General features: G+C 72.4%; 26 protein-coding genes. 15 read left to right on the top strand and 11 right to left on the bottom strand.

Translation table 11 applies throughout. The annotated features are described in order from the left end of the window. The first annotated feature begins 136 nt into the window (after window positions 1-136). The 4 genes from BKA00_RS39685 to BKA00_RS04910 all read left to right on the top strand — a co-directional run bounded on the left by BKA00_RS39685 (window position 137) and on the right by BKA00_RS04910 (window position 3,420). The gene (locus BKA00_RS39685; RefSeq protein ID WP_185023781.1) at window positions 137-547 is read left to right on the top strand and encodes a ribonuclease domain-containing protein; all 411 of its coding nucleotides are present in this window, start codon (window positions 137-139) and stop codon (window positions 545-547) included. A 15-nt stretch (window positions 548-562) separates the two neighbouring features. Beyond that, window positions 563-910, top strand: coding sequence for a barstar family protein (locus BKA00_RS04920; RefSeq protein WP_185023780.1), 348 nt, complete (start codon window positions 563-565; stop codon window positions 908-910). A 907-nt stretch (window positions 911-1,817) separates the two neighbouring features. Next, window positions 1,818-2,669, top strand: coding sequence for a DUF72 domain-containing protein (locus BKA00_RS04915; protein ID WP_185023779.1), 852 nt, complete (start codon window positions 1,818-1,820; stop codon window positions 2,667-2,669). Between the two features lie 235 nt (window positions 2,670-2,904). Next, window positions 2,905-3,420 (top strand): cupin domain-containing protein, encoded by a 516-nt coding sequence (locus tag BKA00_RS04910; protein ID WP_185023778.1) that lies wholly within the window; start codon window positions 2,905-2,907, stop codon window positions 3,418-3,420. A gap of 10 nt (window positions 3,421-3,430) precedes the next feature. On the opposite strand, the gene BKA00_RS04905 is transcribed toward BKA00_RS04910, so the two are convergent. Genes BKA00_RS04905 through BKA00_RS04890 form a run of 4 tightly spaced genes read right to left on the bottom strand, consistent with a single transcriptional unit; the run spans window position 3,431 to window position 6,822 of the window. After that, on the bottom strand, window positions 3,431-4,387 hold the full coding sequence (locus tag BKA00_RS04905) for a glycine betaine ABC transporter substrate-binding protein (protein ID WP_185023777.1): 957 nt from the start codon (window positions 4,385-4,387) through the stop codon (window positions 3,431-3,433). A 19-nt stretch (window positions 4,388-4,406) separates the two neighbouring features. Then, the gene (locus BKA00_RS04900; RefSeq protein ID WP_185023776.1) at window positions 4,407-5,174 is read right to left on the bottom strand and encodes an ABC transporter permease; all 768 of its coding nucleotides are present in this window, start codon (window positions 5,172-5,174) and stop codon (window positions 4,407-4,409) included. Further along, window positions 5,171-6,181, bottom strand: a complete 1,011-nt coding sequence (locus tag BKA00_RS04895) for an ABC transporter ATP-binding protein (protein ID WP_230298931.1) — start codon at window positions 6,179-6,181, stop codon at window positions 5,171-5,173. Before BKA00_RS04895 ends, BKA00_RS04900 begins: the two co-directional genes overlap by 4 nt. After that, window positions 6,178-6,822, bottom strand: coding sequence for an ABC transporter permease (locus tag BKA00_RS04890; protein WP_185023775.1), 645 nt, complete (start codon window positions 6,820-6,822; stop codon window positions 6,178-6,180). The genes BKA00_RS04895 and BKA00_RS04890 overlap by 4 nt, the downstream gene beginning before the upstream one ends. Window positions 6,823-7,020: 198 nt before the next feature. Here BKA00_RS04890 and BKA00_RS04885 point away from each other — a divergent pair, with 198 nt between their 5' ends. From BKA00_RS04885 to BKA00_RS04875, 3 genes are all read left to right on the top strand, one after another. Then, the gene (locus BKA00_RS04885) at window positions 7,021-7,971 is read left to right on the top strand and encodes an alpha/beta hydrolase (RefSeq protein ID WP_185023774.1); all 951 of its coding nucleotides are present in this window, start codon (window positions 7,021-7,023) and stop codon (window positions 7,969-7,971) included. Between the two features lie 237 nt (window positions 7,972-8,208). Next, on the top strand, window positions 8,209-8,754 hold the full coding sequence (locus tag BKA00_RS40255; protein WP_185023773.1) for a VOC family protein: 546 nt from the start codon (window positions 8,209-8,211) through the stop codon (window positions 8,752-8,754). Then, the gene (locus tag BKA00_RS04875; protein WP_185023772.1) at window positions 8,741-9,121 is read left to right on the top strand and encodes an MmcQ/YjbR family DNA-binding protein; all 381 of its coding nucleotides are present in this window, start codon (window positions 8,741-8,743) and stop codon (window positions 9,119-9,121) included. Before BKA00_RS40255 ends, BKA00_RS04875 begins: the two co-directional genes overlap by 14 nt. Before the next feature lie 3 nt (window positions 9,122-9,124). Here the strand turns inward: BKA00_RS04875 and BKA00_RS04870 are convergent, their stop codons facing one another. Both BKA00_RS04870 and BKA00_RS04865 read right to left on the bottom strand, forming a co-directional pair. Continuing rightward, a complete protein-coding gene (locus BKA00_RS04870) occupies window positions 9,125-9,658 on the bottom strand; it encodes a hypothetical protein (RefSeq protein WP_185023771.1) in 534 nt (177 codons plus the stop codon). 284 nt (window positions 9,659-9,942) lie between these two features. Continuing rightward, window positions 9,943-10,743, bottom strand: a complete 801-nt coding sequence (locus BKA00_RS04865; RefSeq protein WP_185023770.1) for an alpha/beta hydrolase — start codon at window positions 10,741-10,743, stop codon at window positions 9,943-9,945. A gap of 395 nt (window positions 10,744-11,138) precedes the next feature. Between BKA00_RS04865 and BKA00_RS04860 the strand changes: the two genes are divergently transcribed. Both BKA00_RS04860 and BKA00_RS04855 read left to right on the top strand, forming a co-directional pair. Continuing rightward, complete coding sequence (locus tag BKA00_RS04860) at window positions 11,139-11,474, top strand: hypothetical protein (RefSeq protein WP_185023769.1); 336 nt, start codon at window positions 11,139-11,141, stop codon at window positions 11,472-11,474. A gap of 376 nt (window positions 11,475-11,850) precedes the next feature. Beyond that, window positions 11,851-12,756, top strand: coding sequence for an LLM class F420-dependent oxidoreductase (locus BKA00_RS04855; RefSeq protein WP_185023768.1), 906 nt, complete (start codon window positions 11,851-11,853; stop codon window positions 12,754-12,756). Here BKA00_RS04855 and BKA00_RS04850 read toward each other — a convergent pair. After that, complete coding sequence (locus tag BKA00_RS04850) at window positions 12,743-13,120, bottom strand: VOC family protein (protein ID WP_185023767.1); 378 nt, start codon at window positions 13,118-13,120, stop codon at window positions 12,743-12,745. The genes BKA00_RS04855 and BKA00_RS04850 overlap by 14 nt on opposite strands. Then, the gene (locus BKA00_RS04845) at window positions 13,117-13,737 is read right to left on the bottom strand and encodes a TetR/AcrR family transcriptional regulator (RefSeq protein WP_230298930.1); all 621 of its coding nucleotides are present in this window, start codon (window positions 13,735-13,737) and stop codon (window positions 13,117-13,119) included. Before BKA00_RS04845 ends, BKA00_RS04850 begins: the two co-directional genes overlap by 4 nt. Before the next feature lie 279 nt (window positions 13,738-14,016). Here BKA00_RS04845 and BKA00_RS04840 point away from each other — a divergent pair, with 279 nt between their 5' ends. From BKA00_RS04840 to BKA00_RS04825, 4 genes are all read left to right on the top strand, one after another. Then, entirely contained in the window at window positions 14,017-14,934 is a 918-nt protein-coding gene (locus tag BKA00_RS04840) for an ABC transporter substrate-binding protein (protein ID WP_230298929.1), read from the top strand. Between the two features lie 253 nt (window positions 14,935-15,187). Beyond that, window positions 15,188-16,207, top strand: coding sequence for a FecCD family ABC transporter permease (locus BKA00_RS04835; RefSeq protein WP_185033700.1), 1,020 nt, complete (start codon window positions 15,188-15,190; stop codon window positions 16,205-16,207). After that, window positions 16,204-16,974, top strand: a complete 771-nt coding sequence (locus BKA00_RS04830; RefSeq protein ID WP_185023766.1) for an ABC transporter ATP-binding protein — start codon at window positions 16,204-16,206, stop codon at window positions 16,972-16,974. Before BKA00_RS04835 ends, BKA00_RS04830 begins: the two co-directional genes overlap by 4 nt. Further along, window positions 16,971-17,657 (top strand): adenosylcobinamide amidohydrolase, encoded by a 687-nt coding sequence (locus BKA00_RS04825; protein ID WP_230298928.1) that lies wholly within the window; start codon window positions 16,971-16,973, stop codon window positions 17,655-17,657. Before BKA00_RS04830 ends, BKA00_RS04825 begins: the two co-directional genes overlap by 4 nt. Before the next feature lie 107 nt (window positions 17,658-17,764). On the opposite strand, the gene BKA00_RS04820 is transcribed toward BKA00_RS04825, so the two are convergent. Both BKA00_RS04820 and BKA00_RS04815 read right to left on the bottom strand, forming a co-directional pair. Next, entirely contained in the window at window positions 17,765-19,087 is a 1,323-nt protein-coding gene (locus tag BKA00_RS04820) for a coiled-coil domain-containing protein (RefSeq protein WP_185023765.1), read from the bottom strand. Window positions 19,088-19,163: 76 nt separating this feature from the next. After that, window positions 19,164-20,711 carry an AMP-binding protein gene (locus BKA00_RS04815; RefSeq protein ID WP_185023764.1) on the bottom strand — a complete coding sequence of 516 codons (1,548 nt, stop codon included), beginning with the start codon at window positions 20,709-20,711 and terminating at the stop codon, window positions 19,164-19,166. A 226-nt stretch (window positions 20,712-20,937) separates the two neighbouring features. On the opposite strand from BKA00_RS04815, the gene BKA00_RS04810 reads away from it, so the two are divergent. Both BKA00_RS04810 and BKA00_RS04805 read left to right on the top strand, forming a co-directional pair. Further along, complete coding sequence (locus BKA00_RS04810) at window positions 20,938-23,064, top strand: hypothetical protein (RefSeq protein WP_185023763.1); 2,127 nt, start codon at window positions 20,938-20,940, stop codon at window positions 23,062-23,064. Window positions 23,065-23,077: 13 nt separating this feature from the next. After that, window positions 23,078-24,457: an extracellular solute-binding protein gene (locus BKA00_RS04805; protein ID WP_185023762.1), complete on the top strand. Its 1,380-nt coding sequence runs from the start codon at window positions 23,078-23,080 to the stop codon at window positions 24,455-24,457. Here the strand turns inward: BKA00_RS04805 and BKA00_RS04800 are convergent. Continuing rightward, complete coding sequence (locus BKA00_RS04800) at window positions 24,454-25,131, bottom strand: SACE_7040 family transcriptional regulator (RefSeq protein ID WP_185023761.1); 678 nt, start codon at window positions 25,129-25,131, stop codon at window positions 24,454-24,456. The two genes, BKA00_RS04805 and BKA00_RS04800, sit on opposite strands and share 4 nt — an antisense overlap. Window positions 25,132-25,184 lie beyond the last annotated feature (53 nt).

Raw genomic sequence — 25,184 nt, 5'->3', positions numbered from 1 at the left:
CATAGAAACTTGACGGCTTTGTATCGACTACGCCCATCCGCAAGGTCATCATGGCGGCTGGTCGCCCTCGATCCGGGCGCGGTCCGGGTCCAGGGAAGCGTCCCCTTCGGGACGCACTCGTTCGTAGGAGGTACCTGTGCTCAGGCAGCGCTCCCGGCCGTCCTGGACGAAACGAGCCGCCGTCACCCTGGTGGCCGCGACGTGCGCGACAGGCGTCACCGCCACCGTCCCGGCAGGCGCCGCGGTCCACGGCTCCTGCACGATCTCACGCTGCTCCGACGGCCGGTACGCCGCCTCGGTGTGGGCCGGCAAGGGCTGGCCGTCCAGCTCGGGCTGGTACTCCTGGCCGGACGGCCTGTACAACTACACCGGCGGCGTCTACCACAACTACGACGGCCAACTCCCGGCCGGCGTGTCCTACCACGAGTACGACGTCTACTCGCGGACGAAGGGCGCCTCGCGCGACGCCTACCGGATCGTCCACAGCAGCACCGGCACCGTCTACTTCTCGCCGGACCACTACTCCAACTTCTACAAGCTCTCCTAGGAACGGACCCGTCCGATGACCTCGCCGCCGCACTGGCTGACACTGACCAGCGATCCGGTGCCCGGGGCCGTCGACGGGCACGCGTGCCGCACCCGCGCCGCCTTCTTCCATGAGGCGGCGCGGGCCCTGGACCTCCCGGACTACTTCGGACACAACTGGGACGCGTTGCTCGACTGCCTGCGCGACCTCGACCAGCCCGCCCTGACCGTGGCCCGCGCCGACGAACTCCTGGCGGAGGAGGACCCGCGGGACCTCGCGATCCTCCTCGAGATCCTGGCCGAGCGGGAGGTCCCCACGACCTTCGCCGCCGCCCCGGAACGCATGCCCGTCCTGCGCACCCGCCTGGCCGCCGCCCTCCCCTGAACTCCCCGCCGCCGAACGGCTATGGTTCCTCACTGCTTCTCCCCGGCTGTCGAAATGGTTGGAGCGTCGGTGGTGCGAACGCGTCTGCTCGCACAGGTGCGGGAGCGGGTCGACCGGTTCAACGCCGAGGGTGATGCGACTCTGGTCCTGGCCCCCGGGGCCGTCGCCGACGCGGTGGACCTGATCTGCACCGCGGCGGGCCGCTGGCGCGCCTCGGCCGCATGCTCTACCGGGAAGCGCTCGCTTCGCGGGACGCCGGCGACCTGGACCGGGCCGTCGAGCTGTTCCGGCTGGCGGCCGGCGCCACCGGGCCGGGCCACGCCGAGTACGGCCGCTGCCGGACCAACCTCAGCAGCGCGCTGCTGACCCGGTTCGAGCGGACGGGAGCACCGTCCGACCTGGAGGAGTCGATCACGTTCGGCCGGGCGGCGGTGGCGGCCGCCGGGCCGGGCGACCCCGAGGGCGCCCTCTGCCTGTCCAACCTCGGCAACACCCTGCTGACCCGGTTCGAGTACCTCGGCGGCGAACCGGACCTCGACGCCGCGATCGAGGCCGGGCGGACCGCGGTCGAAGGCTGGCCCGACACCCCGACCGCGCCGCCATGGAGTCCGACCTCGACCTCGCCCTGCGGACGAGGGAGGCGCTGCTCCACCGGATCACCGGACGGGGGGAAGGTCCGTCTCGCGGGGGGATCTCGTCCCACGGACGGGAGGGTGAGCGCGCGGCTCCCGCGATTCCGTGGCGGCCCGGACCCCGTCCGCCGGCGTTCCCCAGCGGTCCGCCGGCCCGGCGGCCGAAGAGTCTGGGGGGACCCCTCGGCCGCCGGCCCTGGAGTACCGCCGCGAGCACGGGCGCCCGCGCTCCGGGGCCGGGATCCAGGGGCCTCGATCACCGGTAGCGTCGGGGCATGCGGCTTCATGTGGGGTGCGCGATGTGGACTCACGCGCGGTGGCAGGGGCGGTTCGTCGCGCCGTCGCTGCCTCCGGGCGAGCGGCTGCGCGCCTATGCGAGCTGGTGCAACGCGGTGGAGGGCAACACCACCTTCTACGCGACGCCCGCGCGGAGCACCGTGGAGTCGTGGGCGGAGCAGACCGGGCCCGGCTTCCGGTTCGTGCTCAAACTCCCTAAAACGATCACACACGAGCGGCGGCTCGCCGGGGGCGGGGAGGAACTGCGGGCCTTCCTGCACGCGATCGAGCCGCTCCGGTCGCGGGCGCACGCACTGTGGGTGCAGCTCCCCGGCTCTTTCGCCCCCGGCGACCTCGGAACACTGGCGGCGTTCCTGCGCGGGCTGCCCCCGGCGCACAGGTACGCCGTCGAGGTGCGTCACCGCGCGTTCTTCGAGGACGCGGGATCCGTGCGCGACCTTGAGCGGGTCCTGTCCCAGGCCGGGGCCGAGTGGGTCCCGTTCGACACGACCGCGTTCTTCCAGAGCCGGCCGACCAGCGACGCCGAGCGCGACGCCTGGACGAAGAAGCCGCGGGTGCCCCGCAGGGCGGAGGCGCTCACGGACCGTCCGATCGTCCGCTACCTGGGGCGGGACGACACCGAGCGCACCGTCGAGGGCTGGCGCTTCTGGGTCGGCCGCGTCGCCGGATGGCTGGCCGAGGGACGCTCGCCGACCGTGTTCGTCCACACGCCGGACAACGCCGACGCGCCCGAGCTCGCCCGGCGCTTCCACGACGAGGTCAGGGCCCGCGTGCCCGGACTGGAGCCGCTGCCCGAGCCCGTCCCGGCGGAGCCTCCGACGCTGTTCTGACCGCCCGGCCGGGCTCCGGCATCACCGCCCAGCGCGCCTGCCATCACGTTGCCGGGCGCCTCCAGAAGCGTCCGGCGGGAGCCGCCGTCGACACCGGCTCGACGCGGCTTCTGGCAGGTCACGGAGATTTCGGGCTCGGTGTCGGGCAGAACATCAGGACGTGGTCTTTGATGGAGGCCGTGATCTCGGTGTGCGGCCTCGTGTTCGTCCTCCTACTGAACCTGGTGGTGTAGCCATGACCTATCCCGATGCCCGCTACTTCGGCGACGGCGGCGAGAGCAGCGCGACGCTCCGCCCCGGCGGGGCGGAGCCCGACCTGCTCATCGGCGCGGCCGACACCGACGGCGTCCACCGCGGGACGCGGGTGCACTACCTGGGCACCGGCGGCTCGACGAACGGCGCGTTCGGCCTCTACCGCTGGGAGATGGGGCCGAGGCCCTCCGGTCCGATGCCGCACTACCACCGGACGATCACCGAGTCGTTCTACATCCTGTCCGGGACGGTCCGGCTGCACGACGGGACGGGCTGGAAGGACACCTCGGCCGGCGACTTCCTCTTCGTCCCCGAGGGCGGCGTGCACGGGTTCCGCAACGAGTCGGGCGAGCCGGCGGCGATGCTCCTGCTCTTCACTCCGGGCGCTCCCCGCGAGGCCTACTTCGAGGAGCTCGCCGAGATCGCCGCGACGGGCCGGCGGCTCGGCGACGAGGAGTGGACGGACCTGTACCGGCGCCACGACCAGTACATGGTGTGACGCCGGGCGGCTACCCGCCGATGAAGCCCTTCGACTTCAGCCACGTCTCGGCGACCCTGGAGGGCTGCTCGCCCTTGATGTCGACCTCGCCGTTGAGCTCCCGCAGGACCGCGTCGGTGAGCGCCGCGGCGATCGGCTTCACGATCTTCTCGACGGCGGGGTCGTCCCTGTAGACCGACTCCCGGACGGTGAGGGCCGGGTTGTAGACGGGGAAGAACTTCTTGTCGTCCGGTACCGGGGTCAGGCCGAGCGCCTTGATGCGCCCGTCGGTGGTGGCGACCTCGCCGAACGCGCACGGCTTGCCCTTCCCGACGGCGTCGTAGATGGCGCCCTCGGCCAGGGTCGCCACGTCGGACTTCGGAAGGCTGAACCCGTAGGCCTTCTGCAGGCCTGGCCACCCGTCGCTGCGTCCCGCGAACTCGCTCGCCACGCACGTGGACGCCTTCGACGGGTCGCTCTTCGCCAGCCGCGCGTAGCCCGACAGGTCCGCGATCCCGAGCCGCCGCATGGTCGTCGTCTTCACCGCGAGGGCGTAGGTGTTGTTGGCGGGCGCCGGGGCCAGCCACTTCACCTTGTTCTTCGCGAGGTCCTGTTCCGCGACGGCGGCGTACTGCCGGGCCGGGTCGCCGATCGGCTCGGTCTGCTTGAGGTAGTTGACCCACGCGGTGCCCGTGTACTCCCAGTACATGTCGATGCTGCCGGACGTCAGCGCGGCCCGCGTGGTGTTGCTGCCCTGGAGCCCGCACTTCTCCTTGACGGTCGCTCCCGCCGAGCGCAGCGCGAGGGCGGTGACCTGGCAGAGGACGAGCTGCTCGGTGAACTCCTTGGACCCGACGGTGAGGGTGACGCCCTTCAGGGAGTTGCCCTCGGCCAGGCTCCCGGCCTTGGCGTCGGTGCCGGTGGAGCTGAAGCAGCCCGCGGTCAGGGCGACGGCGGCGAGGGAAGCGGCGGCGGAAAGCTTGCGCATGGTGACTCTCCTCGGGTGTTCAGAGGCCGCGGGGGCGCAGGACGAGCTCGACGATGCCGATCAGCCAGTCGGCCGCCATCGCGAGCACGGCGGTCAGGACGCTTCCGGTGAGCAGGATCGGGGTCCGGTTGAGGGAGATGCCGGTGTTGATGAGGTCGCCGAGACCGCCCGCGTTGGTGAACGCGGCCAGCGTCGCGCTGCCCACGTTGAGGATCACCGCGACCCGGACGCTGGCGAGGATCACCGGGACGGCGAGGGGCAGCTCGACGCGGAACAGGACCGCCGCCCTGGACAGGCCGATGCCGCGCCCCGCCTCGATGAGCGACCGGTCGACGCCGCGGAGGCCGACCATCGTGTTGCGCAGGACCGGCAGGGCGGACACCAGGATGAGCGCGACCACCGCCTTCTGGAAGCCGATGCCGACCGTGACGGCGAGCAGGACCAGCACCCCGATGGACGGGACGGCCTGCCCCACGTTGGCGAGCGCGAGGAACGGCGCCGACAGCCGGTCCAGCGGCGGCCGGGTCAGCAGCACGCCGAGCGGGACCGCGATCGCGAGGACCAGCGCCGTGGACACCGCGACCAGCCTGACGTGCTGGAGGAACTGGTGGGTGATCTCGGACCGGCCGAGGGACCTGCGCTCGATCGCGTCGAGGTCCAGGCCGCGCACGTAGAGGTAGAGCGCCGCCGACACCGCGGCGAGGAACACGGGGGTGACGAGGAGCCCGGCGAGGGAGCGCCCGGCGGTCTCGTCGCCGGTCCGCTCCGGCACCGCCGTGACGGTCACGGCCTCGGCTCCGGGGTCTGCCGGACGATCGCCGACCACGAGACCGCGCCCGCGGGGCGGCCGTCCTCGTCCAGGACGGTGGCGGTCTCCGCCCCGGCGCGGAGCATCGCGTCGAGGGCCTCGTACAGGGACTGGCCGGCGCGGACGGTCGCGGCCGGGGCCCCCTCCCCGGCGGGCAGCAACCCGATCGAGCCGACCTCCACCAGCCGCAGCCGCCGCATCGCGGCGCCCGCTCCGACGAACTCCGCGACGAACCCGTCGGCCGGCTCGGCGAGGATCGCCGCGGGCGTGTCGTACTGCACGAGTCTCGCCCCCTGCCCGAGGATCGCGATCCGGTCGCCGAGCTTCAGCGCCTCGTCGAGGTCGTGCGTGACCAGCACGATCGTCTTGCCGATCCGGGCCTGGAGCTCCAGGAAGTGGTCCTGGAGCCGCTCCCGCGTGACGGGGTCGAGTGCGCCGAACGGCTCGTCCATCAGCATCGCGGGCGGGTCGGCGGCGAGGGCGCGGGCGACCCCGACGCGCTGCTGCTGCCCGCCCGACAGCTCCTTCGGGTACCGGCCGCGGTAGGTGCCGGGATCGAGCCCGACCATGTCGAGCAGCTCGTCGACGCGGGCGCGGACGCGCCCGCCGTCCCAGCCGAGCGTCCGCGGGATGACCCCGACGTTCGCGGCGATCGTCATGTGCGGGAACAGCCCGACCTGCTGGATCACGTAGCCGATGCGGCGGCGCAGCCGGTCGGGGTCGGCCCGGGTGACGTCCTCCCCGTCGAGCAGGATGCGGCCCGAGGTCGGTTCGATCAGCCGGTTGATCAGGCGCAGCGTGGTCGTCTTGCCGCAGCCGGACGGGCCCAGCAGCACGACGATCTCCCCGTCCCGGACGCTGAGCGTGAGATCGCCGACGGCCGGGGCGTCCTGCCCGGGATACCGCTTGGTGACGCCCTCCAGCCGGATCATCTCCCGTCCGGCCGGGGCGGCGCGCGTGGTCTCGGTCGCGGCGGGTTCGGTCATCGCAGCCCCCTGGAGGTCGTGAGCCGGGACAGCAGGACGAACAGCGCGTCCAGGGCGAGCGCCAGGACGGCGACGCCGAGCGTTCCGGCGAGGGTGTCGTTCAGCGCGTTGGCGCCGCCGATGCGCGACAGCCCCCCGAAGATCAGCTCGCCCAGCCCCGGCCCGGCCACGGCGGCGGCGATCGCCGCGATCGCCACCGTCATGATCGTGGCGACCCGGACGCCGGTGAGCACGACCGGCCAGGCCAGCGGCAGCCTGACCCGCACCATCCGGCTCAGCGGGCTCATCCCCATCCCCCGCGCCGCCTCCTCCACCGCGCCCGGCACACCGTCCAGCCCGGTGATGGTGTTGCGCAGGATCGGGAACACCGCGTACAGCGCCAACGCGGTGATCGTGGGGGCCAGGCCCAGCCCGAACAGCGGGATGAGCAGCCCGAACAGCGCGAGCGACGGGACGGTCAGCATGGTGCCGGTGACGCCGAGCGCCAGCCCCCTCGCCCTCGGCCGCCCCTCGACCGCGACGCCGAGCCCGATCCCGACCACCGCCGCGACGGCGACGGCGATCAGGACCACCTCGGCGTGCTCGCCCATCATCCGGGCGATCTCGGGCCAGCGTTCGGAGAGGTACTCGGAAAAGCTCATCGCCGCCTCCCGTCACCGCGCGCGGCGGCGGGAGCCCGGGCAAGGACGGTGGGGTTCGCGTCTCCCATACCTCAGAGGCTGCCTACGGATGATCAGTCTGGCAATAACGGATCGGTGAGACCGGTGCTCGGAAGCCGGCTGGGCAGGAGGCGCGAATCGTCCGACACTGGTGGCGCCCCTGCCGAAAGGAGCCCCGAGGTGCCCTACGCCTACGATCCGGACCTCCTCCCGTGGATGGCACGGATCCCGCGCCTCTCGATCGTCGACATCGAGCAGACCCGCCGGGACGAGAAGGACCTGTTCGCCGGTACGCCGGAATACGTCCCTCCCGCACCAGTCGAGACCCGCGACCTCACCATTCCCGGGCCGCGGAACGCACCGGACATCGCGCTTCGCGTCTACGCGCCGGCGAACCGGACCGGCGTCCTCCCCGGGCTCGTCCACATCCACGGGGGCGGATTCGTCCTGGGCGGCATCGACATGTCCTCCGACGAGGCGACCGCTCTCGCTGCAGAGGTCGGCGCCGTGGTGGTCTCCGTCGAGTACCGCCTCGCTCCCGAACACCCCTTCCCGGCCGGACTCGAAGACTGCTATGCCGCCCTCACCTGGACCGCCGCGAACACCGCCGGCCTCGGGATCGACCCGGACCGGCTGGCGGTGGGCGGCGAGAGCGCGGGCGGCGGACTGTCCGCGGCCGTCGCCCTCCTCGCCCGCGACCGGGGCGGCCCTCCGCTGCGCTTCCAGTTCCTCGGCGTCCCGGAACTGGACGACCGGCTCGACACCCCGTCCATGCGCGCCTTCACCGACACACCGATCTGGCACCGCCCCAACGCCGAGCTCAGCTGGGACTACTACCTGGGCAAGGGCGTCCGGGGCACCGACGGCGTCTCCCCCTACGCGGCCCCCGCCCGCGCCGAGGACCTGTCAGGGCTGCCGCCCGCCTACGTCACGACCTGCGAGTTCGACCCGCTGCGCGACGAGGGCCTGGCCTACGCGCAGAGCCTGATCCAGGCGGGCGTCCCGACCGAACTGCACCACTACCCCGGCACCTTCCACGGCTCCACCATGATCACAGAAGCCCCCATCACCCAACGCATGACCGCCGACCGCACCGCCGCCCTCCACCAAGCCCTACACCCCACTCCGTAACACCCAAACGCCCCCACAAACCACCCACAACCCCCACCCACATGCCAACCGCGGACGCCAAGGGGGCGCGCCAAGCGCGCACGCCCGTTGAGACGCCGTGCACGCCCAGGGGAGCGAACCTGGCCTCAGGCCATCAACGCGTTCTCTCGGAACCTTGCGAGCAGTTTGGTTCAGAAGTCTCCTTCCGCAGAGTGGAAGGACTGGGCTCTGCCGTATTGCCGGGGCGGTGAGGATCCGGTGAGGAGCAGGCTTCGGCGCCGCCGGAGTGGACGCCCTCCGCTTCCCAGGGCCGCGTCCATCACCGGACATGCCAGCGCTTTCGCCCTCTTCGCGGCGTCACACCCTGCGGCTAGCCTCTGGGGATGGCATCGCGCTTCTCTCACCTGGTCATCGACCCTCGTGAGCCGTCGGCGCCCGCCGGGTTCTGGGCGGCCGTCCTCAACCAGCCGGTCCTCTACCGATCGGACGACGAGGTCATCGGCGGCGCGGACCCGCACGCCTATCCCGGGTTGTGCTTCATCCGGGACGACGGCACGAAGACCCGCGAAGAACCGCTTGCACATAGACCTCGACCCGGACGACCAAGAGGCAGAGGTGCGGCGCATCCTCGCCCTCGGTGCCCGCCGCGCCGACATCGGCCCGTCCGCCGACGTGCCGTGGATCGTGCTCGCGGAGCCGAAAGGAACGAGTTCTGTGTGCTGCGGCGTCACGCCTGCCTCATCGAGCAGCCGCCCCGCGGTCATGTCGCCTGGAGAAGGAGGAATCGGCGATGAACGACTTTGACGCCGTGACCAGGATTCGAGAGATCTGCATGTCGTTGCCGGAGGTGACGGAGAAGCCTTTCGGCGGTCACACGGCTCCCTCCTTCCGTGTTCGCGACAAGCTGTTCGCGATGACCTCCGAGGACGGCCTGTCCTTGACGTTCAAGGCCGGGGCAGGCGTGCAGGAGGCTCTGGGCGCGGAGGCGCCCGAGCGCTTCTTCGTCCCGAAGTACGTGGGCGCGAAGGGCTGGGTCGGCGCACGGCTCGACGTCGACCACGACTGGGATGAGATGGCCGAGCTGATCGAGGACAGTTACCGGCTCATCGCCCCCAAGCGGCTGGTCCATCTCCTCGACGACGGAGAACCGTCCGACATCGGAGACTCTTGACGTTCAGTGCGGGCGGCGTTCGAGGTGCGCCAGGCGGGCGGCCATGTGCTCCATCGTGGCGTTGTCGGGTCGCCAGCCGCGCTGGTGCAGCGCCGTCAGGAGGGCCCCCAGGTAGGGGGCGGGGCGGGTCAAGAAGTTCTTGGTGATGGGGATGACCTCCCAGCCCATCTCCTTGGCGAGCCAGTCTCGGCGGTGCGCGTCGTGGGCCCTGGCCTCTCGGCCGGTGTGGTGGCGTTCGCCGTCGTATTCGAGACCCACGCGGAACTCGCGGTAGCCGGTCCGGGCCATCGCGGTGAGTTCGCCGGCGTCGACGTCTCGCCGCAGGAACTGGTCGAGGGCCGCGACCGCCTCGTAGCGGGGGAGCCAGCGGGCGCAGTCGAGTGCGGTGCGGACCGGGCACGTGAGGCGTACATCGGATTCCTTCACTACATGGTCGGGCGGCAGTTCGACGTTGTCGGCGGTGACCGGGACGGGGGCCGGCGGCCCCTCGCGGGCTCGTGAACTGATGAGATCGACGTCCCAGTCGAGCTCGTTCACTCCCGGGGGCAATACGTCCAGACCCCAAATCCATGCGGCCGTACGCCGAGCGATGACGACTTCCGGGGGAAGGACGCCGCTCAACGCCGCGGCGCGTGCGGCAAGCCCGGCGCCTCTGACGGGGACGAAGTAGGCGTCCGGTCCGATGGGAATGATCGTGCCGGCGGCCGTTCGCTTCCAGGTGAGGGTGAATCCGTCCATGGAATGGATGATGCCTCGCCCGGCGGTTCCGGGGCGGGCGGCCCCGAGAATGTGGATAACTTCGAGTTTTCCCAGGTGAAACGCTAGTCGCGAGTTCGGCGCTCGGGCGGTTCACCAGTCGGGACCGGCGGAGCCGGCATTGCGGAGACCGCCTTCGCCGCCCATACGGCCATGCGGTTGATCAGGTCAGGAGCGGCCGCGACCTCGGCGTGGCCGAAGGACGGTTCTATCCACAGTTCCTTCGGGTCGGACGCCGCCTCGTAAAGCTGCTGGCCGTGTTCGACGGGGAAGAACGCGTCCGAGGCCCCGTGGACGACCAGCAGCGGCACCGGGGCGATCCGTCCGGCGACCTCGTGCGGTGCCTCCGGTACGGGATCCCAGCCCTTGGGCGCGATCCGCGTGCCGCGCGCCAGGCGGACCGCCATCCGCCCCGCACGCCGTTCGATCACCCAGTGCACGCGCCGCATCGGCACCGTTCCGCGGTAGTACCAGCGTGCGGGCGCGCTGACCGAGATCACGGCGTCCACCCCGCCGTGCAACGCCGCGTGCCTGACGACGACGGCGCCGCCCATGGAGAACCCCGTCGTGACGATCCGCTCGTATCCCCGCCGGCGGGCCGCCGCGACCGCCGCGTCGACGTCGAGCACCTCGCGGTCTCCGACCGTGGAGTGGCCGCCCGACCGGCCGTGCCCGCGGAGGTCGAGCCCGATCACTCCGCCGTGCCGGCCGAGGGCCGCGGCGATCCGGCGCAGCGCGGGCTGGCGCCACGAGCAGGTGAAGCCGTGCGCCAGGACGAAGCAGACCTCGCCGTCGAAAGGCGTGTGGCCCGCGTCGATCCGGACACCGTCGGCGGTGTAGAGGGTGAGCGGTTCGGGAGTCACCACGCTTCAATGATCGCTCATCGGCTGCGATGTCCGGAGGAGCACCCTCCCGGACGCGTCGGCGAAGCCGACCGCGGACCGGCTCCATGGTCACGGACGGCCAAGGAGGCCACTGTTTCCCGGCCGGAAATGACGCCCGCACCAAAGACGACTCCCTTCCTTCCCAGCTCAAGGTCACAAAGATGCCGCGAACGTCAACACTTTTACTGCCGCCCCCTCGACCCGTCTTTCGTCCGGCACGTTGTCCCGGACCTCCGTGCCCCCATGGCCGTCCATAGGGAAATGACGGATTAGGTATGTGTCCCCCGGAGTGGGCTGAAAGGACATGGTGCCGGGTAGAAGACAAGCGTGTCTGGTGGGCTGGTTGGTCGACGGGCTTTGTCGTCGGATTGGCTGGTATGGACAGCGAAGACCGCACGCTTGGGGTGAAGGCGCGCCGTGCGCGGCGAGCCGGCGAACGCGGCGCGGCGACGCGGCTGCCGGACGGTCCCGAAGCCTCCGCGTCGGCCTCGGAGTGCAGGCGCGAGGCCGAGGAGTACGCGCAGCAGGCGATGGTCTCGTCGGCGCGGGCCCACGACCGCGCCGCGTTGCTCCTGGAGGAGATGGCCACCGTCCACCCCGAAGAGGCGGAACTGCACCTCCAGTCAGCCGCCCGCCATCGCAGGTGGGCCGACAACGACCGGAAACTGGCCCGGGAACACGCCCCCCACGCCGGCGACCCCGAAGGCAGCTGAACACAGGCTGCGAAGGCGGTGCCCTGGCAGTGCCGACAGCACCCGGTAGACGGCACGACGCATGCGCATTGTGCGCGCCAGTTGCAGTAGAGCAATGGAAGCTTGGACGGGCCGTCCCTCCAGTCACGCCCCGCCCCGGCGGCGGGGACTGGATCGGCACGGCCGAGAGCGGCGCCGGAGAGGTGAAGACCACCGTCCTGCGGGTCGAGGTCGCCGACCGCCTTCCCGCCCGGTCCTGACAGCGGGCCGGAAGCCCGGCACCTCCCGGGTGCCGGGCTTCCGGCCTGCCGGGTGTCCCGCTTGTGGCGGCCGGGGCGGGGCGCTTAGGTAGGGAGAAGGTCGTGTAAGGGTCTGGTTATCTCTCTGGGAGGTCCTGGTGCGGGTCGGTGTGCTGCTCAACGAGCGGGGCGGGGTCGAGGCGCTGGGGAAGCTGGCGGACGACGTGCGGCGCGCGGCGGACGACGGGTTCTCCTCGGCGTGGATGTCGCAGATCTTCGGGGTGGACGCGCTGACCGCGCTGGCCGTGGCGGGGAGCGGGGTGTCCGGGATCGAGCTGGGGACGGCGGTGGTGCCGACGTATCCGCGGCATCCGGCCGTGCTGGCGCAGCAGGCGAGGACGACCGCGCTGGCGCTGCGGGGACGGTTCACCCTCGGCGTCGGGCTGTCCCACAAGATCGTCATCGAGGACATGTACGGGTACGACTTCGGCAGGCCGCTGCGGCACATGGACGAGTACCTCTCGGTGCTGGCGCCGCTGCTCGAAGGGGAGAACGCCTCCTTCACGGGCGAGACGCTGAGCGGCAACATCGGGTTGAGCGTGCCGAACGAGGGGCGGGTGCCGCTGCTGCTGGCCGCGCTCGGCCCGAAGATGCTGAAGCTGGCGGCGGAGCGGGCGGACGGGACGGTGCTGTGGATGACCGGCCCCGTCACCGTCCGCGAGCACATCGTGCCGACCATCACGGCGGCGGCCGAGGCGGCCGGACGGGACGCGCCGCGCGTCGTGTGCGTCCTGCCCGTGTGCGTCACCGGTGACGTGGAGCGCGCGCGGGAGCAGGCCGGGGAGACCTTCGAGGTGTACGGGGTGCTGCCGTCCTACCGGGCGATGATGGACCGGGAAGGCGTGGAGGGGCCGAAGGACATGGCCGTCGTCGGGGACGAGGACGCGGTGGCGGCGAGGCTGGCGGAGCTGTCCGAGGCGGGCGTCACCGATTTCGTCGCCGCCGAGTACATGCCGGGCGACCGGCGCACGCGGGCGTTCCTGAAGACGGTCACGGCGAGATGAGCTCGTAGAGGTTGCCGCTGGAGTCGGAGAAGTACAGGCCGCGGCCGCCGAGCGGGTGGTTCTCGGCGACGCGGCCGCTGTCGGCGTGGGCGGGGTCGTCGCCGTAGGGGATCTCGCGGGCGTCGAGGCGGTCCACGACCGCGTCGAAGGTGGCCGCGTCCACGTCGAAGGCGAGGTGGTGGCCCTGCGGGTAGGCGACGGTCATGAAGTCGAGGGTGAGCCCCTCGTTCACGCGGATCGGGACGAAGTGCCGCGCGTGCGGGTGCGGGCCGGTGTACTCCAGGCCCATGACGGCGGCGAAGAAGCGGGCCGCCTCGTCGTTGTCGGCGGCCGTCACGCTCGCGTGGTTCAGGGTGATCGTCATGCGGCGGTTCCTTCCTTGAGAGCGCCGTGCAGGAAGACGTCCAGGTACTCCTCGACGGACAGGGGCGGCGCGTCGGGGCCGGCGGCGGGCCGGGCCCGGCTGAACACGAAGCCCATGAACAGGCCCGCGATCTGCTCGACGGGCAGGCGCAGCCGGTCGCGTTCGGGTTCGAACAGCTCGGCCAGCGCCTCGCGGGTGCGGGTCATGGCGGCCGCGCGGTCGGGGCCCGGCTCGCCGTCGCCGGGCTCGCGGCGCGCGCGCCGTCCGGAGGCGTGCAGGGCGCCGATCACCAGGCCCATGCGGGCGAGGTAGGCGTCGATCGCGGCGGCGGCCTCGGCGAGCCGCGCGGGCAGCGGCTGGTCGAGCGGGATCGCGCCGATCTCCGCGAGGACGTGGTCGGTCCGCAGCGCCTCGGCGACGCAGGCGTCCAGCAGCTCGTCCTTGTCGGCGAAGACGCGGAAGATCGTCGCCTCGCCGATGCCGGCCGTGCGGGCGATCTGTGCGGTGGTGACGGACATGCCGTGCTCGGCGACGAGCGGCAGCGCCGTCCGGATGATCATTTCGCGGCGCTGCTCCGGGCTCATTCCGGGGGCGCGGCGGCGGCTTCTGTCCTCCATGGCCGCCACGGTACGGAGTGAGTACTCACTCCGTCAAGACCGAAGTGAGTGCTCACTCCGCACAATCCGACAGATCAGCATTCGGTGGCTGATACCGTTGCGATGCTGCGCGCCAGGAGCGAAGTCCGGTGGAAAATCCGGCGCTGTCCCGCAACTGTGGTGCCCCTCTCGAAGTGGCCGAGCCAGGTCGCCTCCTCGCGCGCCGACGATTGTCGACCTCGTGGAAGGGCGATCCGTCATGACGGGCCGCGGCTTCCCTGCACCAGCCAGGAGGCTCCTTTGAGACCCGTACGCACCTTGGGCGCGGTGATGGCGATCGGCATCGTCACGTTCGCCACCGCATGCGGCGGCGACGACGGCGGGTCCGGCGCCGAGCCGGACGCGAAGACCGTCACCGTCCAGGCCGCCAACGGGGCGGTGTCCGTCCCGGCCGCGCCGAAGCGCATCGTCTCCCTGTCCCCCACGCACACCGAGACGCTCTTCGCCATCGGCGCCGGGCCGCAGGTGGTCGCGGTGGACGCCTACTCCAACCACCCCGCCGCCGCCCCGCGGACCAAGCTGTCGGGCTTCAAGCCGAACGCCGAGGCGATCATCGCCTACAAGCCGGACCTCGTCGTGCTGTCGGACGACATGGACGGCATCGTCAAGGCGCTGGAGAAGGTGAAGGTCCCGGTCCTGCTGGAGCCGGCGGCGAAGAACCTCGACGAGGCCTACGACGAGATCGGGGACCTCGGGCAGGCCACCGGGCACCAGGCCGAGGCGAAGAAGGTCACCGACGGCATGCGCGCGGACATCCAGAAGACGGTGGCCGCGTCGTCCAAGGCCAAGAGCCTCACGTACTACCACGAGCTGGACAACCAGCTCCACTCGGTGTCGTCCAAGACCTTCGTCGGCCAGGTGTACGGGATGTTCGGCCTGCAGAACATCGCCGACAAGGCCGACAAGGCGTCCGGCGGCTACCCGCAGCTGTCCCGCGAGTACCTGCTCAAGCAGGACCCCGACCTGATCTTCCTGGCCGACACCAAGTGCTGCGGGCAGAACGCCGCCGCCCTCACCAAGCGCCCCGGCTGGTCGGACCTGGACGCGGTCGGGCACGGCGGCGTGGTGGAGCTCGACGACGACATCGCCTCCCGCTGGGGGCCGCGCCTGGCGGAGTTCGTCAAGGCGATCGGCGACGCGGTGCAGAAGGTTCAGTGACCGCTGCCGCCGAGGACGCCCGCCCGTGAGCAGGCGTCGACCGCACACCGGGGACGTCCCGGCCGCCACCGAGGACGCGGCCGGGACGTCCCCGGACGTCCGCACGCGTCCCGAAGACGTCTCCGGGCGTGAGCAGGCGCCCGAGGTCGCAGGCGGACGCGACGACGCGCCCTCCGAGGCGGGAAGGCGCTCCGGCGATCTCGCAGGTTCGGGCCTTGACGGCGCACCGCCCGGCCCGGGGAGCCAGGCCAGGCTGCGCCCGCTGCCGCTGGCGGTGGCGGTCGGGCTGCTGCTCGCCGCGCTGCTGGCGGGGGTGCTGGTGGGCTCGGCCGGGCTGCCCGTCGGCGGGGTCCTGAAGGCGCTGGCCGACCGGATCCCGTTCGTGCACGCCGACAGCGGGCTCGGCGTCATCGACGAGAACGTGCTGTTCCAGCTGCGGGTGCCGAGGGCGCTGATGGCGGCGCTGGTCGGCGGGATGCTCGCCGTCGCGGGCGCCGGATACCAGGGGGTCTTCCGCAACCCCCTCGCCGACCCGTACCTGCTGGGCGCGGCTGCGGGCGCGGGGGTCGGGGCGACGCTGGTCATCGCGCTGGTGCCGGGCGACCCCGGTTACGGGGTGCCGCTGGCGGCGTTCGCCGGCGCGATCTGCGGGGTGGCCCTCGCCTACCTGCTGGGCAGCGCGGCGACGGGGCGAGGGAACGGGACGGCGACGCTCGTGCTGGCCGGCGTCGCGGTGTCGTCCTTCCTCGCCGCGGTGCAGACGTTGATCCAGCAGATGAAGGCGGAGGAGCTGCAGCGGATCTACTCGTGGATCCTCGGCGGGGTCGGGTCGGCCGACTGGCACCAGCTGGCGCTCGTCTTCCCGTACGCGCTGGTCTCCACCGTGGTGCTGCTCGCCCACGGCCGGCTCCTGGACGTGCTGAGCGTCGGCGACGAGGAGGCGGCCTCGCTCGGCCTGTCGGCGGCGCGGGTCCGGCTGACGGTGCTGGTGGCGGCGTCGCTGGCGACCGCGTCGGCGGTCGCGGTGAGCGGGCTGATCGCGTTCGTCGGCATCGTCGTCCCGCACCTGGTGCGGCGGCTGGCGGGCGGGTCGTACCGGATCGTGCTGCCGCTGTCGCTGCTGGGCGGCGCGGCCTTCCTGGAGGTGGCCGACCTCGTGGCGCGGACGCTGATCAGGCCCGGGGAGCTCCCGCTGGGCGTGGTGACGGCGTTCGTCGGCGGGCCGTTCTTCGTCGCGGTGCTGCGCGCGTCCCGCCGGCAGGTGGAGACGTGACCGTCGCGGTGCGGGGCCTGGACGTCGCGCTCGGCGGGCGGCCGGTGCTGAGGGGCGTCTCGCTGGAGGTCCCGGCCGGGTCGTGGACGGCGGTCATCGGGCCGAACGGCGCGGGGAAGTCGACGCTGCTGCGCGCGGTCCTCGGCCTCGTCCCGTCCCGTGGCGAGATCACCCTCGCGGACGCGGACCTGCAGTCGCTGAAGCCGAGGCAGCGCGCCCGGCTCGTCGCCTACGCCCCGCAGAGCCCGAACCTTCCGGTGGGCATGACGGTGTACGACTACACCCTGCTGGGACGCTCCCCCTACGTCCCGCATCTGGGCCGGGAGAGCTCCCGCGACCGGGCCATCACCGGAGAGGTCCTCGACCGGCTGGGCCTCACCCCCTTCGCGGCCCGGCCCCTGGACCACCTGTCCGGCGGTGAGCGGCAGCGCGTCGTGCTGGCCCGCGCGCTCGCGCAGCAGACCTCGGTGCTGCTGCTGGACGAGCCGACGACCGCGCTCGACATCGGCCACCAGCAGCAGGTGATGGAGCTGATCGACCGGCTGCGGCTGTCGGACGGGCTGACGGTGGTGACCACGATCCACGACCTGACGCTCGCCGGGCAGTACGCCGACGGGCTCGTCCTCCTCTCCGGCGGACGGGTCGCGGCGTCGGGCCCGCCGGATCTCGTCCTCACCCGCGACGCCGTCGAGGAGCACTTCGGCGCCCGCGTGAGCGTCGCCCCCGGGCCGGGCGGCCGGCCGATCCTGTCGCTGGAGCGTCCGTGAACCTCGAGACGGTGTGGCGGGTGGAGGACGGCAGGCGGCTCGCCTCGACGGTGTGGCGGGCCGGCCCCGGCCATCGGATGATCTCCTCGGCGATGCTGGGCGGCGGCATCGGCCCGGCCCGCTGGGTGCTGAACGCCCAGGTGCCCGGCGCCTACGCGCGCACCGACCCGGTCGCGCACCTCGCCGAGCTCGCGGCGGCGAACGGGCTGGAGGGCCCCGGCGTCGGGATGCTCACGGCGGCGTCGGTGGCGCGCACGGTACGGCGGGACGGCGAGGGCGTGAGCGTGTCGGCGACGGTCGGGCTGCGCGTCCCGACCTGGGCGGCCGCGCCCGCCGGGACGCCCGATCCCGAGCTGGCCCCGCTGGAGGGGGACCGAACCCCCGCCCGGAGGCCCGGGACGATCAACATCGTGGTCGCCGTCCCCGTCGGGATGAGCGACGCGGCGCTGGTGAACGCGGTCGTCACCGCGACCGAGGCCAAGACGCAGGCGCTGCTCGAAGCGGGCTTCCCGTGCACGGGCACGGCGTCCGACGCGATCTGCGTCGCGGCGGCGACCGGGGGGACGCCGGAGGTCTTCGCCGGGCCCCGCTCCACCTGGGGTGCGCGCATCGCGCGGACGGTGCACGCCGCCGTCCGCGCCGGGGCCCTGGACTACGCCGCCCGGCTGGAGGCACGCGGCTAGCCGGCCGCCGTACCACCCCGGTGCGGTACGACGGCCGGCCTCAGGGCCAGTGCAGTGCGGGGTCGTGCCTCACCTCCTTCACGTGCGTCGTGCGGCCGGCATGACGGTCAGCCGGCGTGGGGAAGGCGATGTCCGTTGTGTCCGCCGCCGCCGGTGCGGCGCAGGGGATCGGTGGCGAGCGGGTCGCCGCCGTCCAGCAGGGAACCGTTCACCGGCGGCAGGGAGTGCACCCCGGTCGGCGGTTCCCGGTCGACGACCGGCCGCGGACCGGCCGGGCCCGGATCCGCGCGCCCCTCCGACAGGGCGGTGAGCGCGTCGACGCGGCGGCGCGCGCGCTCGGCCTCGGCACGCGCGGCGTCCCGCTCGGCGGTCAGCGCCCGCACCCCGGCGCGCAGCTCCTCGGCGGCGCGGGCGAGCTGCCAGTTGTGCCGCTCCAGCTCGCGGGCCCGCGCCTGGACCTGGTCGAGGTCGGCGACGGCCTGCCCCCGCTTGGCCTCGGCGTCGCGGACGGCCGAGCGCAGGTCCTCGGCGGCGCGGGTGGCGGCGGCGGCCTCGACGCGCTGCCCCTCGACGAGGGTCTCGGCCTCCGACAGCCGCCCGTGCAGGGCGACGAGTTCGGCGCGGGCGCTCTCCAGGGAGGCCAGGAGCTCGCCCTCCCGCGCGGCCACCCGGTCGCGTTCGCGCTCGGCGGCGAGGCGGGCGGCGCCCGCGCCGTCGGCGTCGTCCCTGGCCTCCCGGCGCTCCCGCCGCGCGGCGTCCCGCTCGGCCGCGAGCCGCTCGGCCTCGGCACGGGCGGACGCCGCCTCCTGCTCGGCGGCCTCGGCGCGGGCGCGGGCGGTGGCCGTCTCGCGCCACGCCGCCTCGGCCTGCCGCTGGGACGCGTCGCGCTCCCGCTGCGCGATCGCGACGAGCCCGGCGGCGTCGGCGCGGGCCTCGGCGATCCGCCGCTCGACGCCGGCGACGCTCAGCTCGGAGGCCAGCGATCCGGCGAGCCGGTCGGCGAGGCCCTCCAGCCGGTCGACCACCTCCCACGTCCAGGCGACCTGGCCGGTGAGGCCGGGCGACTCCAGCCCGCGCTCCCGGCTCTCGCGCGCGGCCCGCTCGCACGCGCCGTCGCCGTCGCGGCAGTAGCGGACGGTGCGGGCGCCGCGCGCCGGCTGCGGCACGGGCCGTCCGCAGCCGGCGCACGGCCAGACCGCGACCGGGTCACCGAGGCGTGCGGTCCCGGCACGGTCGTCTTCGGGGTCCGGCATCTCCCCTGGGCCGGTCGGCGGAACGTCCGGCAGCGCGCCGGAGGGCCCGCGCGGGTCCGCCGGGTCGCCGCCTCCGGCATAGGCGGCGGGGTCGGTGACGACGGGAAGGTCGATCTGCGTCGGAGCGGCGGGGGGCGGGGCGACGTTGTCGAACGGGGCGACCTTCTGGTCTTCCATGTGCCGTTGTACGCGTGGGGGCCAGGAGGCGTTCGACGTTCGCGGCGACGAATCGCGGCCGTCCGTCCCGGCGGCGTCAGTCCGCGTGTTCGCGCAGGTAGTCGTCCCGTACGCGGCGGCGGCTGAGTTTGCCGGACGGCGTTCGCGGCAGCGATTCGCGGAACTCCACGCGCCGGGGGTGCTTCAGTTTCGCCAGCCTGGGCTCGCAGTGCGCGAGCAGTTCCGCGGCGAGCCCCTCCCCCGGGCCGGCGTCCTCGGCGGGCTCGACGAGCGCGACGACGCGCTGCCCCCAGTCGTCGTCCGGGACGCCGATGACGGCGACGTCGGCGACCGCCGGGTGCTGGAGGAGCACGGACTCGATCTCGGCGGGATAGACGTTGACGCCGCCGGAGATGATGAGGTCGGTGCGGCGGTCGCTCATGTAGAGCCAGCCGTCCTCGTCGAGGCGGCCCAGGTCGCCGGGGGTGTAGTAGTCGCCCCGCATGGCGGCGGCGGTCTTGGCCGGGTCGCCGTGGTACTCGAACCCCGGCTGCCCCGAGGCGTAGATGAGGCCGGTCTCCCCCGGCGGCAGTTCGGCGCCCTCCGGGTCGAGGATCCTGATCCGCACGCCGTCGACCGCGCGTCCCACCGTCCCGGGACGGGCGAGCCACTCGTGCGGGGTCGCGACGACGACCGGGCCGCTCTCGGTGGAGCCGTAGTACTCGTAGAGGACCGGCCCCCACCACTGCATCATCTTCTGCTTCGTCTCCACGGGGACGGGCGCGGCGCTGTGGTACACCTGCCGCAGCGTCGACAGGTCGTACCGGGCGCGGACGCCGTCCGGCAGGGCCAGCATCCGGTGGAACATCGTCGGCACCATGAACGTGTTGGTGACGCCGTGCCGCTGGATCAGTTCCAGGGTGTGCTCGGGGTGGAACCGCGGGGCGACGACGACGGCGTGGCCGAGGTTCAGCGCCATCATCGCGTGGACGCATGGCGCGGAGTGGTAGAGCGGCCCGACGGCGAGGTGCACCTCGTCGCCGGGCTCCAGCCCGAGGTGCCGCCCCAGCGTCCGCCGCATGATGTCGATCAGCACCTCGGGCGCGATGTCGAGCATCGGCCGCCGGACGCCCTTCGGCCGTCCCGTCGTCCCGGAGGTGTAGAGCATCACCGAGCCCATCCGCCGTTCGGCGGGCGGCTCCGCGCTGCCCGTCGCGCAGAGCGCGGCCATCGACCGGTACCCGTCGCCGCCGTCGACGCTCACCCGTCCCCCGGCCGGGACGCCCGCCTCGTCGGCCGCGCCGGACACCGCCTCCGCCAGGACGCTCTCGGTGATGACGGCCTTGGCGCCGCTGTCGGCCAGGATGTAGCCGATCTCGGGCGCGGTCAGGTGGCGGCTCACCGGGACCAGGTACAGGCCCGACTGGACCGCGGCGAGCAGGACGGTGAGGAACTCGGGACGGTTGCCGAGCACGGTCGCCAGCGTGTCTCCGGGACGCACCCCGATCCCTGCCAGTGCGCCGGAGAGCCGGTTCACCTCGGCGTGCAGCTCGCCGTAGGACATCGGCACGCCGGGGGCGAGCACGGCGGGACGGTCCGGGTCGTTGCGCGCGATCTCGTAGAAGCCGACACCCTCGACGCCCATGCGGCTCTCCTCTGGTCCGGACCCGCCGACCGAATGGTCTTCGGTTCCATCTGACCGGCCCTCCGGCGCCCCCGTCAAGGCCGTCCCGGGGACGCCGGCGACGGTCCACCAAGATCGGCCGACCTCGGTCAGTCACTTCCCATGACGCCCCGCATCGCGCTGCGTATCATGAGGTCGCGATTGCCGGGGGGCGACAAGTCAATACCTGCGCGGCGATGGGGCACGAATGAGCGGACCGGACGACGGTGACGGGTCCCGGAATCCCGAGCGCCGGGACGAGACGCAGGAGTGGCCCGAGCGGATACTCCAGGGCCTGCTGATCGACTTATGCTGCACCCTCCTCATCAGCGGCGGCCTGAGGATCTTCGACGCGTTCTCCTGGTGGAACGCCCTCGCGGCGATGGCCACGGTGATGCTCACGACCGTCCTGCTGCTCGTGGCCTTTCCCGGCACGATGCACGGCGTCCTCGAATGGACGTGGAAGGCGCTGCGCCTGGGTGCGACCGCGACCGCGTGGACGCTCGCCGGGGCGGCCACGATGTCCCTGGTCCTTCTCGCGGGCTACGGCGCGTACAGCCTGTGGGACGGCGCGCAGCCGTGCGGCCAGCCGCTGGAACTGCGCATGCTGACCGCCCAGGACGCGCTGACCCCGCTGCGCGGGGCGGCCGAGGAGTTCGAGTCCGACACGGGAAAGCGGGGCTGCCGCAAGTACAGCGTGACCGTCATCCCGGAACCGGGCCCACTCGCGCTCTCCGAAGGATTCGCCCGCCTGTGGCGAAGCAGCGAATCGAGGGAGAACGAGCGGCTGTTCGGCCCGCAGCCCGATATCTGGATCCCGTCATCGACGGCCGAATACGAATACGTCGCGCACGCCGCCGTCTCCGAGAGGCGACGCCTGACCCAGTCCTGTCCGCCTACGGCGAAGCAGTCCGATGACGATACCCACAGCCTGGAACTCTGCGGTTCGCTCGGAACGTCGCCGCTGGTGCTCGCGCTGTTCCCCAAGGCCAACGCGCCCGTCGCCGACCCGCGTACGGATTCCACCAGGTCTTCGACGGAAGTACTGCTGAAGCGCATCGCGGATGCCGGCGTCCGGCTCCGCAACATCGCCCGCCCCGTCCCGGAGACCTCGGGAGCCGCCCTGGCGGTGACGCCCGTGCTGTACGGTCCGAGACGTCCAGGGGACGCGAGGGCCGCGGAGGCCGAGCGGTTCGCCGAGCCCGCGGACCTCGTCACGCCGGACGCGGTGTCGCTGCTGTGCCGCTTCCGGCTCCAGACGGCCGCGTCCGGCGACGGGCCCCCGGACGACGTCGCGGTGCTCGCCCCCGAGCAGGTTCTCTACGACTACAACATGGGCCTCGCGCTCGGAGATGACGACCGTTGCCACAGGGTCGACCACATCGATCGGGTTCCGGAGTACAGGAAATGGCAGCTGTACCCGCACTACTCAAGTGACCTGCCGCTGCTCGACTACCCCTTCGTCAAGGTCCGTTGGCAGGGGCAGGACTCGAAGGAGCGGAACTCCGCCGTCAACGAGTTCCGGCGCTGGCTGAAGGACAATCCCCTGACCATGCGCGGGTTCAGGGACCGCTTCGGTGAACTGCCCTCGGCGCCCGCGGAGGACAGGGAACACGACTTCCTGCCCCGTCTTCGGACCTTCCTGGAAGACGGTGAGCTGCCGGAGCGAGTGCCGTCCCCCGGACGGACGGGATTCCAGGAGACCCTGGATCGGATCAAAGACGCGCGTCCCAAGAGCTCGATCCATCTCATGGTGGACGCGTCCACATCGATGGGCAGCGCCTCCGGCGGGAACGGCGGCTCGCGGCTCGGTCGCGGGGCGGCCGTCCTGCAGAGCCTGGTGTCGCAGCTCCAGTCGACCGACCGTGTGGACCTTCGGTTCTCGGCCGCGTCCCCCTCGATCAGGCTCGGCGACTTCCGGGTCGAGCAGGACGCCGCCTCCGCGAACAAGGAAACGGTGATGAGGAACCTGCAGGCGATGTCGGCGACCGGCAGGGACGAGCCGCTCGACGAGATCGTCGAGGCGGCCGATCTCGACAGGGGGCAGCAGGACATCGTCCTGCTCACCGACGGCCAGGCCCCGAAGAGGCCCCCGGGCCTCGACTCCCGCACGGCCCGCCTGTCCGACTTCTTCCGCCGGCAGGGTCCGGACGGGCGGCTGCGGCTGACCGTGGTGCTCACGGGCCCGGCGACGTGCGAGGACACCCCCGTCCGCGAGATCGTCGCCTCGCTCCGCCCGCACCGGGCGGGGGCCTGCGTCGAGCTCGACGACACGCCGGAGGAGACCCAGGCCGCGAGAATCCTGTCGGACCTCAGATGGGGAAGGCGGGCATGAGGGGGGCACGACCATGACCTCCTGGCCGCGCTTCCGCGTCCGGCCGCACGACCGCCCCTCCTGGATCTTCTTCACCGTCGGGGCGGTGGTCGCGCTGATCATCGGAGCCGCGGCACTCCTCGACCCGGTCTCCTCCTACACTCCGCTCCCCGCGAAGTGCGAGCACAGCGAACTGTTCGTCGTGGGCGGCACCGACATCAGCCTCAACTACCAGAGGCGCGCGCTCATCACGGAATGGAACAAGTCGCATCGGCACGCCACGCTCGTCGAGGTGTCGGACTCCACCGACCTGCAGCACAGCCAGATCAAGGCCATGGAGGAGTCCGGCGGCTGCGCCTACGACGTCCTGATCATGGACAACACCTGGACGGCGCAGTTCGCCGAAAGCGGATACCTGCGTCGCCTCGACGATCTCAAGGGTCTGAAGGACTTCTTCCCCAACGCGCTCCAGACCGGTATGTGGCACGGCGATCTCTACGCCGTCCCGTTCAACGTGGACGTCGGGCTGCTCTACCGCCGCACCGACATGCGGACGAACACGGCACGGCCTCGCTCATGGGCTCGTCTCATCGACTCTCCGGTCATCATGCAACTCGCCGACTACGAAGGCCTGACCGTGAACGCGCTCGAAAGTGTGTGGAACAGCGGAGGCGACGGTTTCATGGGAGAGGGCGGCCGGGACGAGGGGTATCTCATCGAGAACGTCTACCAGCCGCTGAAGGAATTCGCCACGAGGGTCAGGGGGCTCCGTCCCGACCCGCGGGAGTATCACGAGCGAGAGAGCATCGACGCGTTCTCCTCCAGTACGCAGAAGGGCGGCTCCCCGACTGAGCGCCTGATGCGCAACTGGCCCTACGCGTTCTCGACGCTCGCCGCCGAGCCGCAGATGCAGCGGGACGGGGGCCTGAGATTCGAGGTGAGCGCCCTGCCCGGCCGCACCGTCCTCGGCGGGCAGAACCTCGCCGTCGCGAAGCGCTCCCCCCACGCCGCCGACGCCGAGAAGCTGGTCGAGTTCCTCACCGAAGAGAAGAGCCAGCAGGAGCTCTTCGCGTGCGGCGGGCTCGCCCCCGCCCGCTACTCGGCGCTCCGCCTGCGCCCCGGCCAGGCGGTGCCCGAGAACTGGCAGATCGCCAAATGCTCGGAACTCGACGAGAAGAAGACCGGCCTGGATGAGACGAATGTCCTCGACCACGACCAGCTTCGGGAGCTCGGCCAGGCGATCGTGACCGCTCTGCCGAACGCGTCACCGCGGCCGGTGACGGCGCACTACAGCACGTTCAGCCGCACGTTCCGCGGCTGCGTCGTCAAGATGATCAACAATGAGGACGTCGGCGCCCGGACGTTCGCCCGCGCGGTGCGCCGCTCATTGGACGGCCAGACGGCCTCCTGCTAGCCCCGGCCGGCGGGCCGGGTCTCCTCAGACACGCTCTCCGGACCGGCGTCCGGAGAGGTGTCGTCCGGGAGGGGAGAGTCCGCGGCGGCGCCGTCGAGGGCGGCGCGGGCCATGCCGTGCAGGAGGGCGGCCATGGCGGCGCGGTCCAGGCCCTGCGCGGCGCTGCGCGGGGTGGAGTTGAGAAGGCCGAAGCAGGCGTGGACCGCGGCGCGGGCGCGCTCGTCCGGCGGCCGGGGGTCGAGGCGGCGCAGGACGGCGACCCACTCCTCGACGTAGGCGCGCTGGAGCCGGCGGATGCGGTGGCGCTGCGGCTCGGGGACGTTGTCCAGTTCCCGCTCGTGCACGGTGATCAGCGCGGGGTTGTCGAGGGCGAACGCGATGTGCCAGTTCAGCAGCGCGTCGAGGGCGCGCCCGGGGTCGGGGCCGGCGGCGCGGCACCGGCCCTCGGCGAGGAGCCGCTCGCTGATGTCGAGGAGCATCTCGGCGAGCACGGCCTCCTTGCCGCTGAAGTGGCGGTAGAGGGCGGGGCCGGTGAGCCCCACGGCCCGGCCGAGGTCGCCGATCGACGCCCCGTGGTAGCCGCGGCGCGCGAACAGCTCGGCGGCGGCGCCGAGGATCTCGGCCCGGCGCGGGTTGGGCGGGCCCGGCGGCGCCTCGGCGGGGTGGGACGTCATGCGGCCCAGTCTAGACTAGAGTTGTTAACGACCGTTAACATCAGCATTGTTAA

This window comes from Actinomadura coerulea (assembly GCF_014208105.1).
Classification (GTDB): Bacteria; Actinomycetota; Actinomycetes; order Streptosporangiales; family Streptosporangiaceae; genus Spirillospora; species Spirillospora coerulea.
This window is presented reverse-complemented; position numbering and strand designations above follow the sequence as displayed.

Bases quoted from the DNA above. Each gene is read 5' to 3' on its own strand.
- BKA00_RS04800 (WP_185023761.1), bottom strand. From the start codon at position 25,131: ATGACGTCCCACCCCGCCGAGGCGCCGCCGGGCCCGCCCAACCCGCGC.
- BKA00_RS04815 (WP_185023764.1), bottom strand. From the start codon at position 20,711: ATGGGCGTCGAGGGTGTCGGCTTCTACGAGATCGCGCGCAACGACCCG.
- BKA00_RS04845 (WP_230298930.1), bottom strand. From the start codon at position 13,737: ATGGAGGACAGAAGCCGCCGCCGCGCCCCCGGAATGAGCCCGGAGCAG.
- BKA00_RS04890 (WP_185023775.1), bottom strand. From the start codon at position 6,822: ATGAGCTTTTCCGAGTACCTCTCCGAACGCTGGCCCGAGATCGCCCGG.
- BKA00_RS04805 (WP_185023762.1), top strand. From the start codon at position 23,078: ATGACCTCCTGGCCGCGCTTCCGCGTCCGGCCGCACGACCGCCCCTCC.
- BKA00_RS04850 (WP_185023767.1), bottom strand. From the start codon at position 13,120: ATGACGATCACCCTGAACCACGCGAGCGTGACGGCCGCCGACAACGAC.
- BKA00_RS04915 (WP_185023779.1), top strand. From the start codon at position 1,818: ATGCGGCTTCATGTGGGGTGCGCGATGTGGACTCACGCGCGGTGGCAG.
- BKA00_RS04895 (WP_230298931.1), bottom strand. From the start codon at position 6,181: ATGACCGAACCCGCCGCGACCGAGACCACGCGCGCCGCCCCGGCCGGA.
- BKA00_RS04920 (WP_185023780.1), top strand. From the start codon at position 563: ATGACCTCGCCGCCGCACTGGCTGACACTGACCAGCGATCCGGTGCCC.
- BKA00_RS04810 (WP_185023763.1), top strand. From the start codon at position 20,938: ATGAGCGGACCGGACGACGGTGACGGGTCCCGGAATCCCGAGCGCCGG.
- BKA00_RS04820 (WP_185023765.1), bottom strand. From the start codon at position 19,087: ATGGAAGACCAGAAGGTCGCCCCGTTCGACAACGTCGCCCCGCCCCCC.
- BKA00_RS04860 (WP_185023769.1), top strand. From the start codon at position 11,139: ATGGACAGCGAAGACCGCACGCTTGGGGTGAAGGCGCGCCGTGCGCGG.
- BKA00_RS04875 (WP_185023772.1), top strand. From the start codon at position 8,741: ATGAACGACTTTGACGCCGTGACCAGGATTCGAGAGATCTGCATGTCG.
- BKA00_RS04910 (WP_185023778.1), top strand. From the start codon at position 2,905: ATGACCTATCCCGATGCCCGCTACTTCGGCGACGGCGGCGAGAGCAGC.
- BKA00_RS04905 (WP_185023777.1), bottom strand. From the start codon at position 4,387: ATGCGCAAGCTTTCCGCCGCCGCTTCCCTCGCCGCCGTCGCCCTGACC.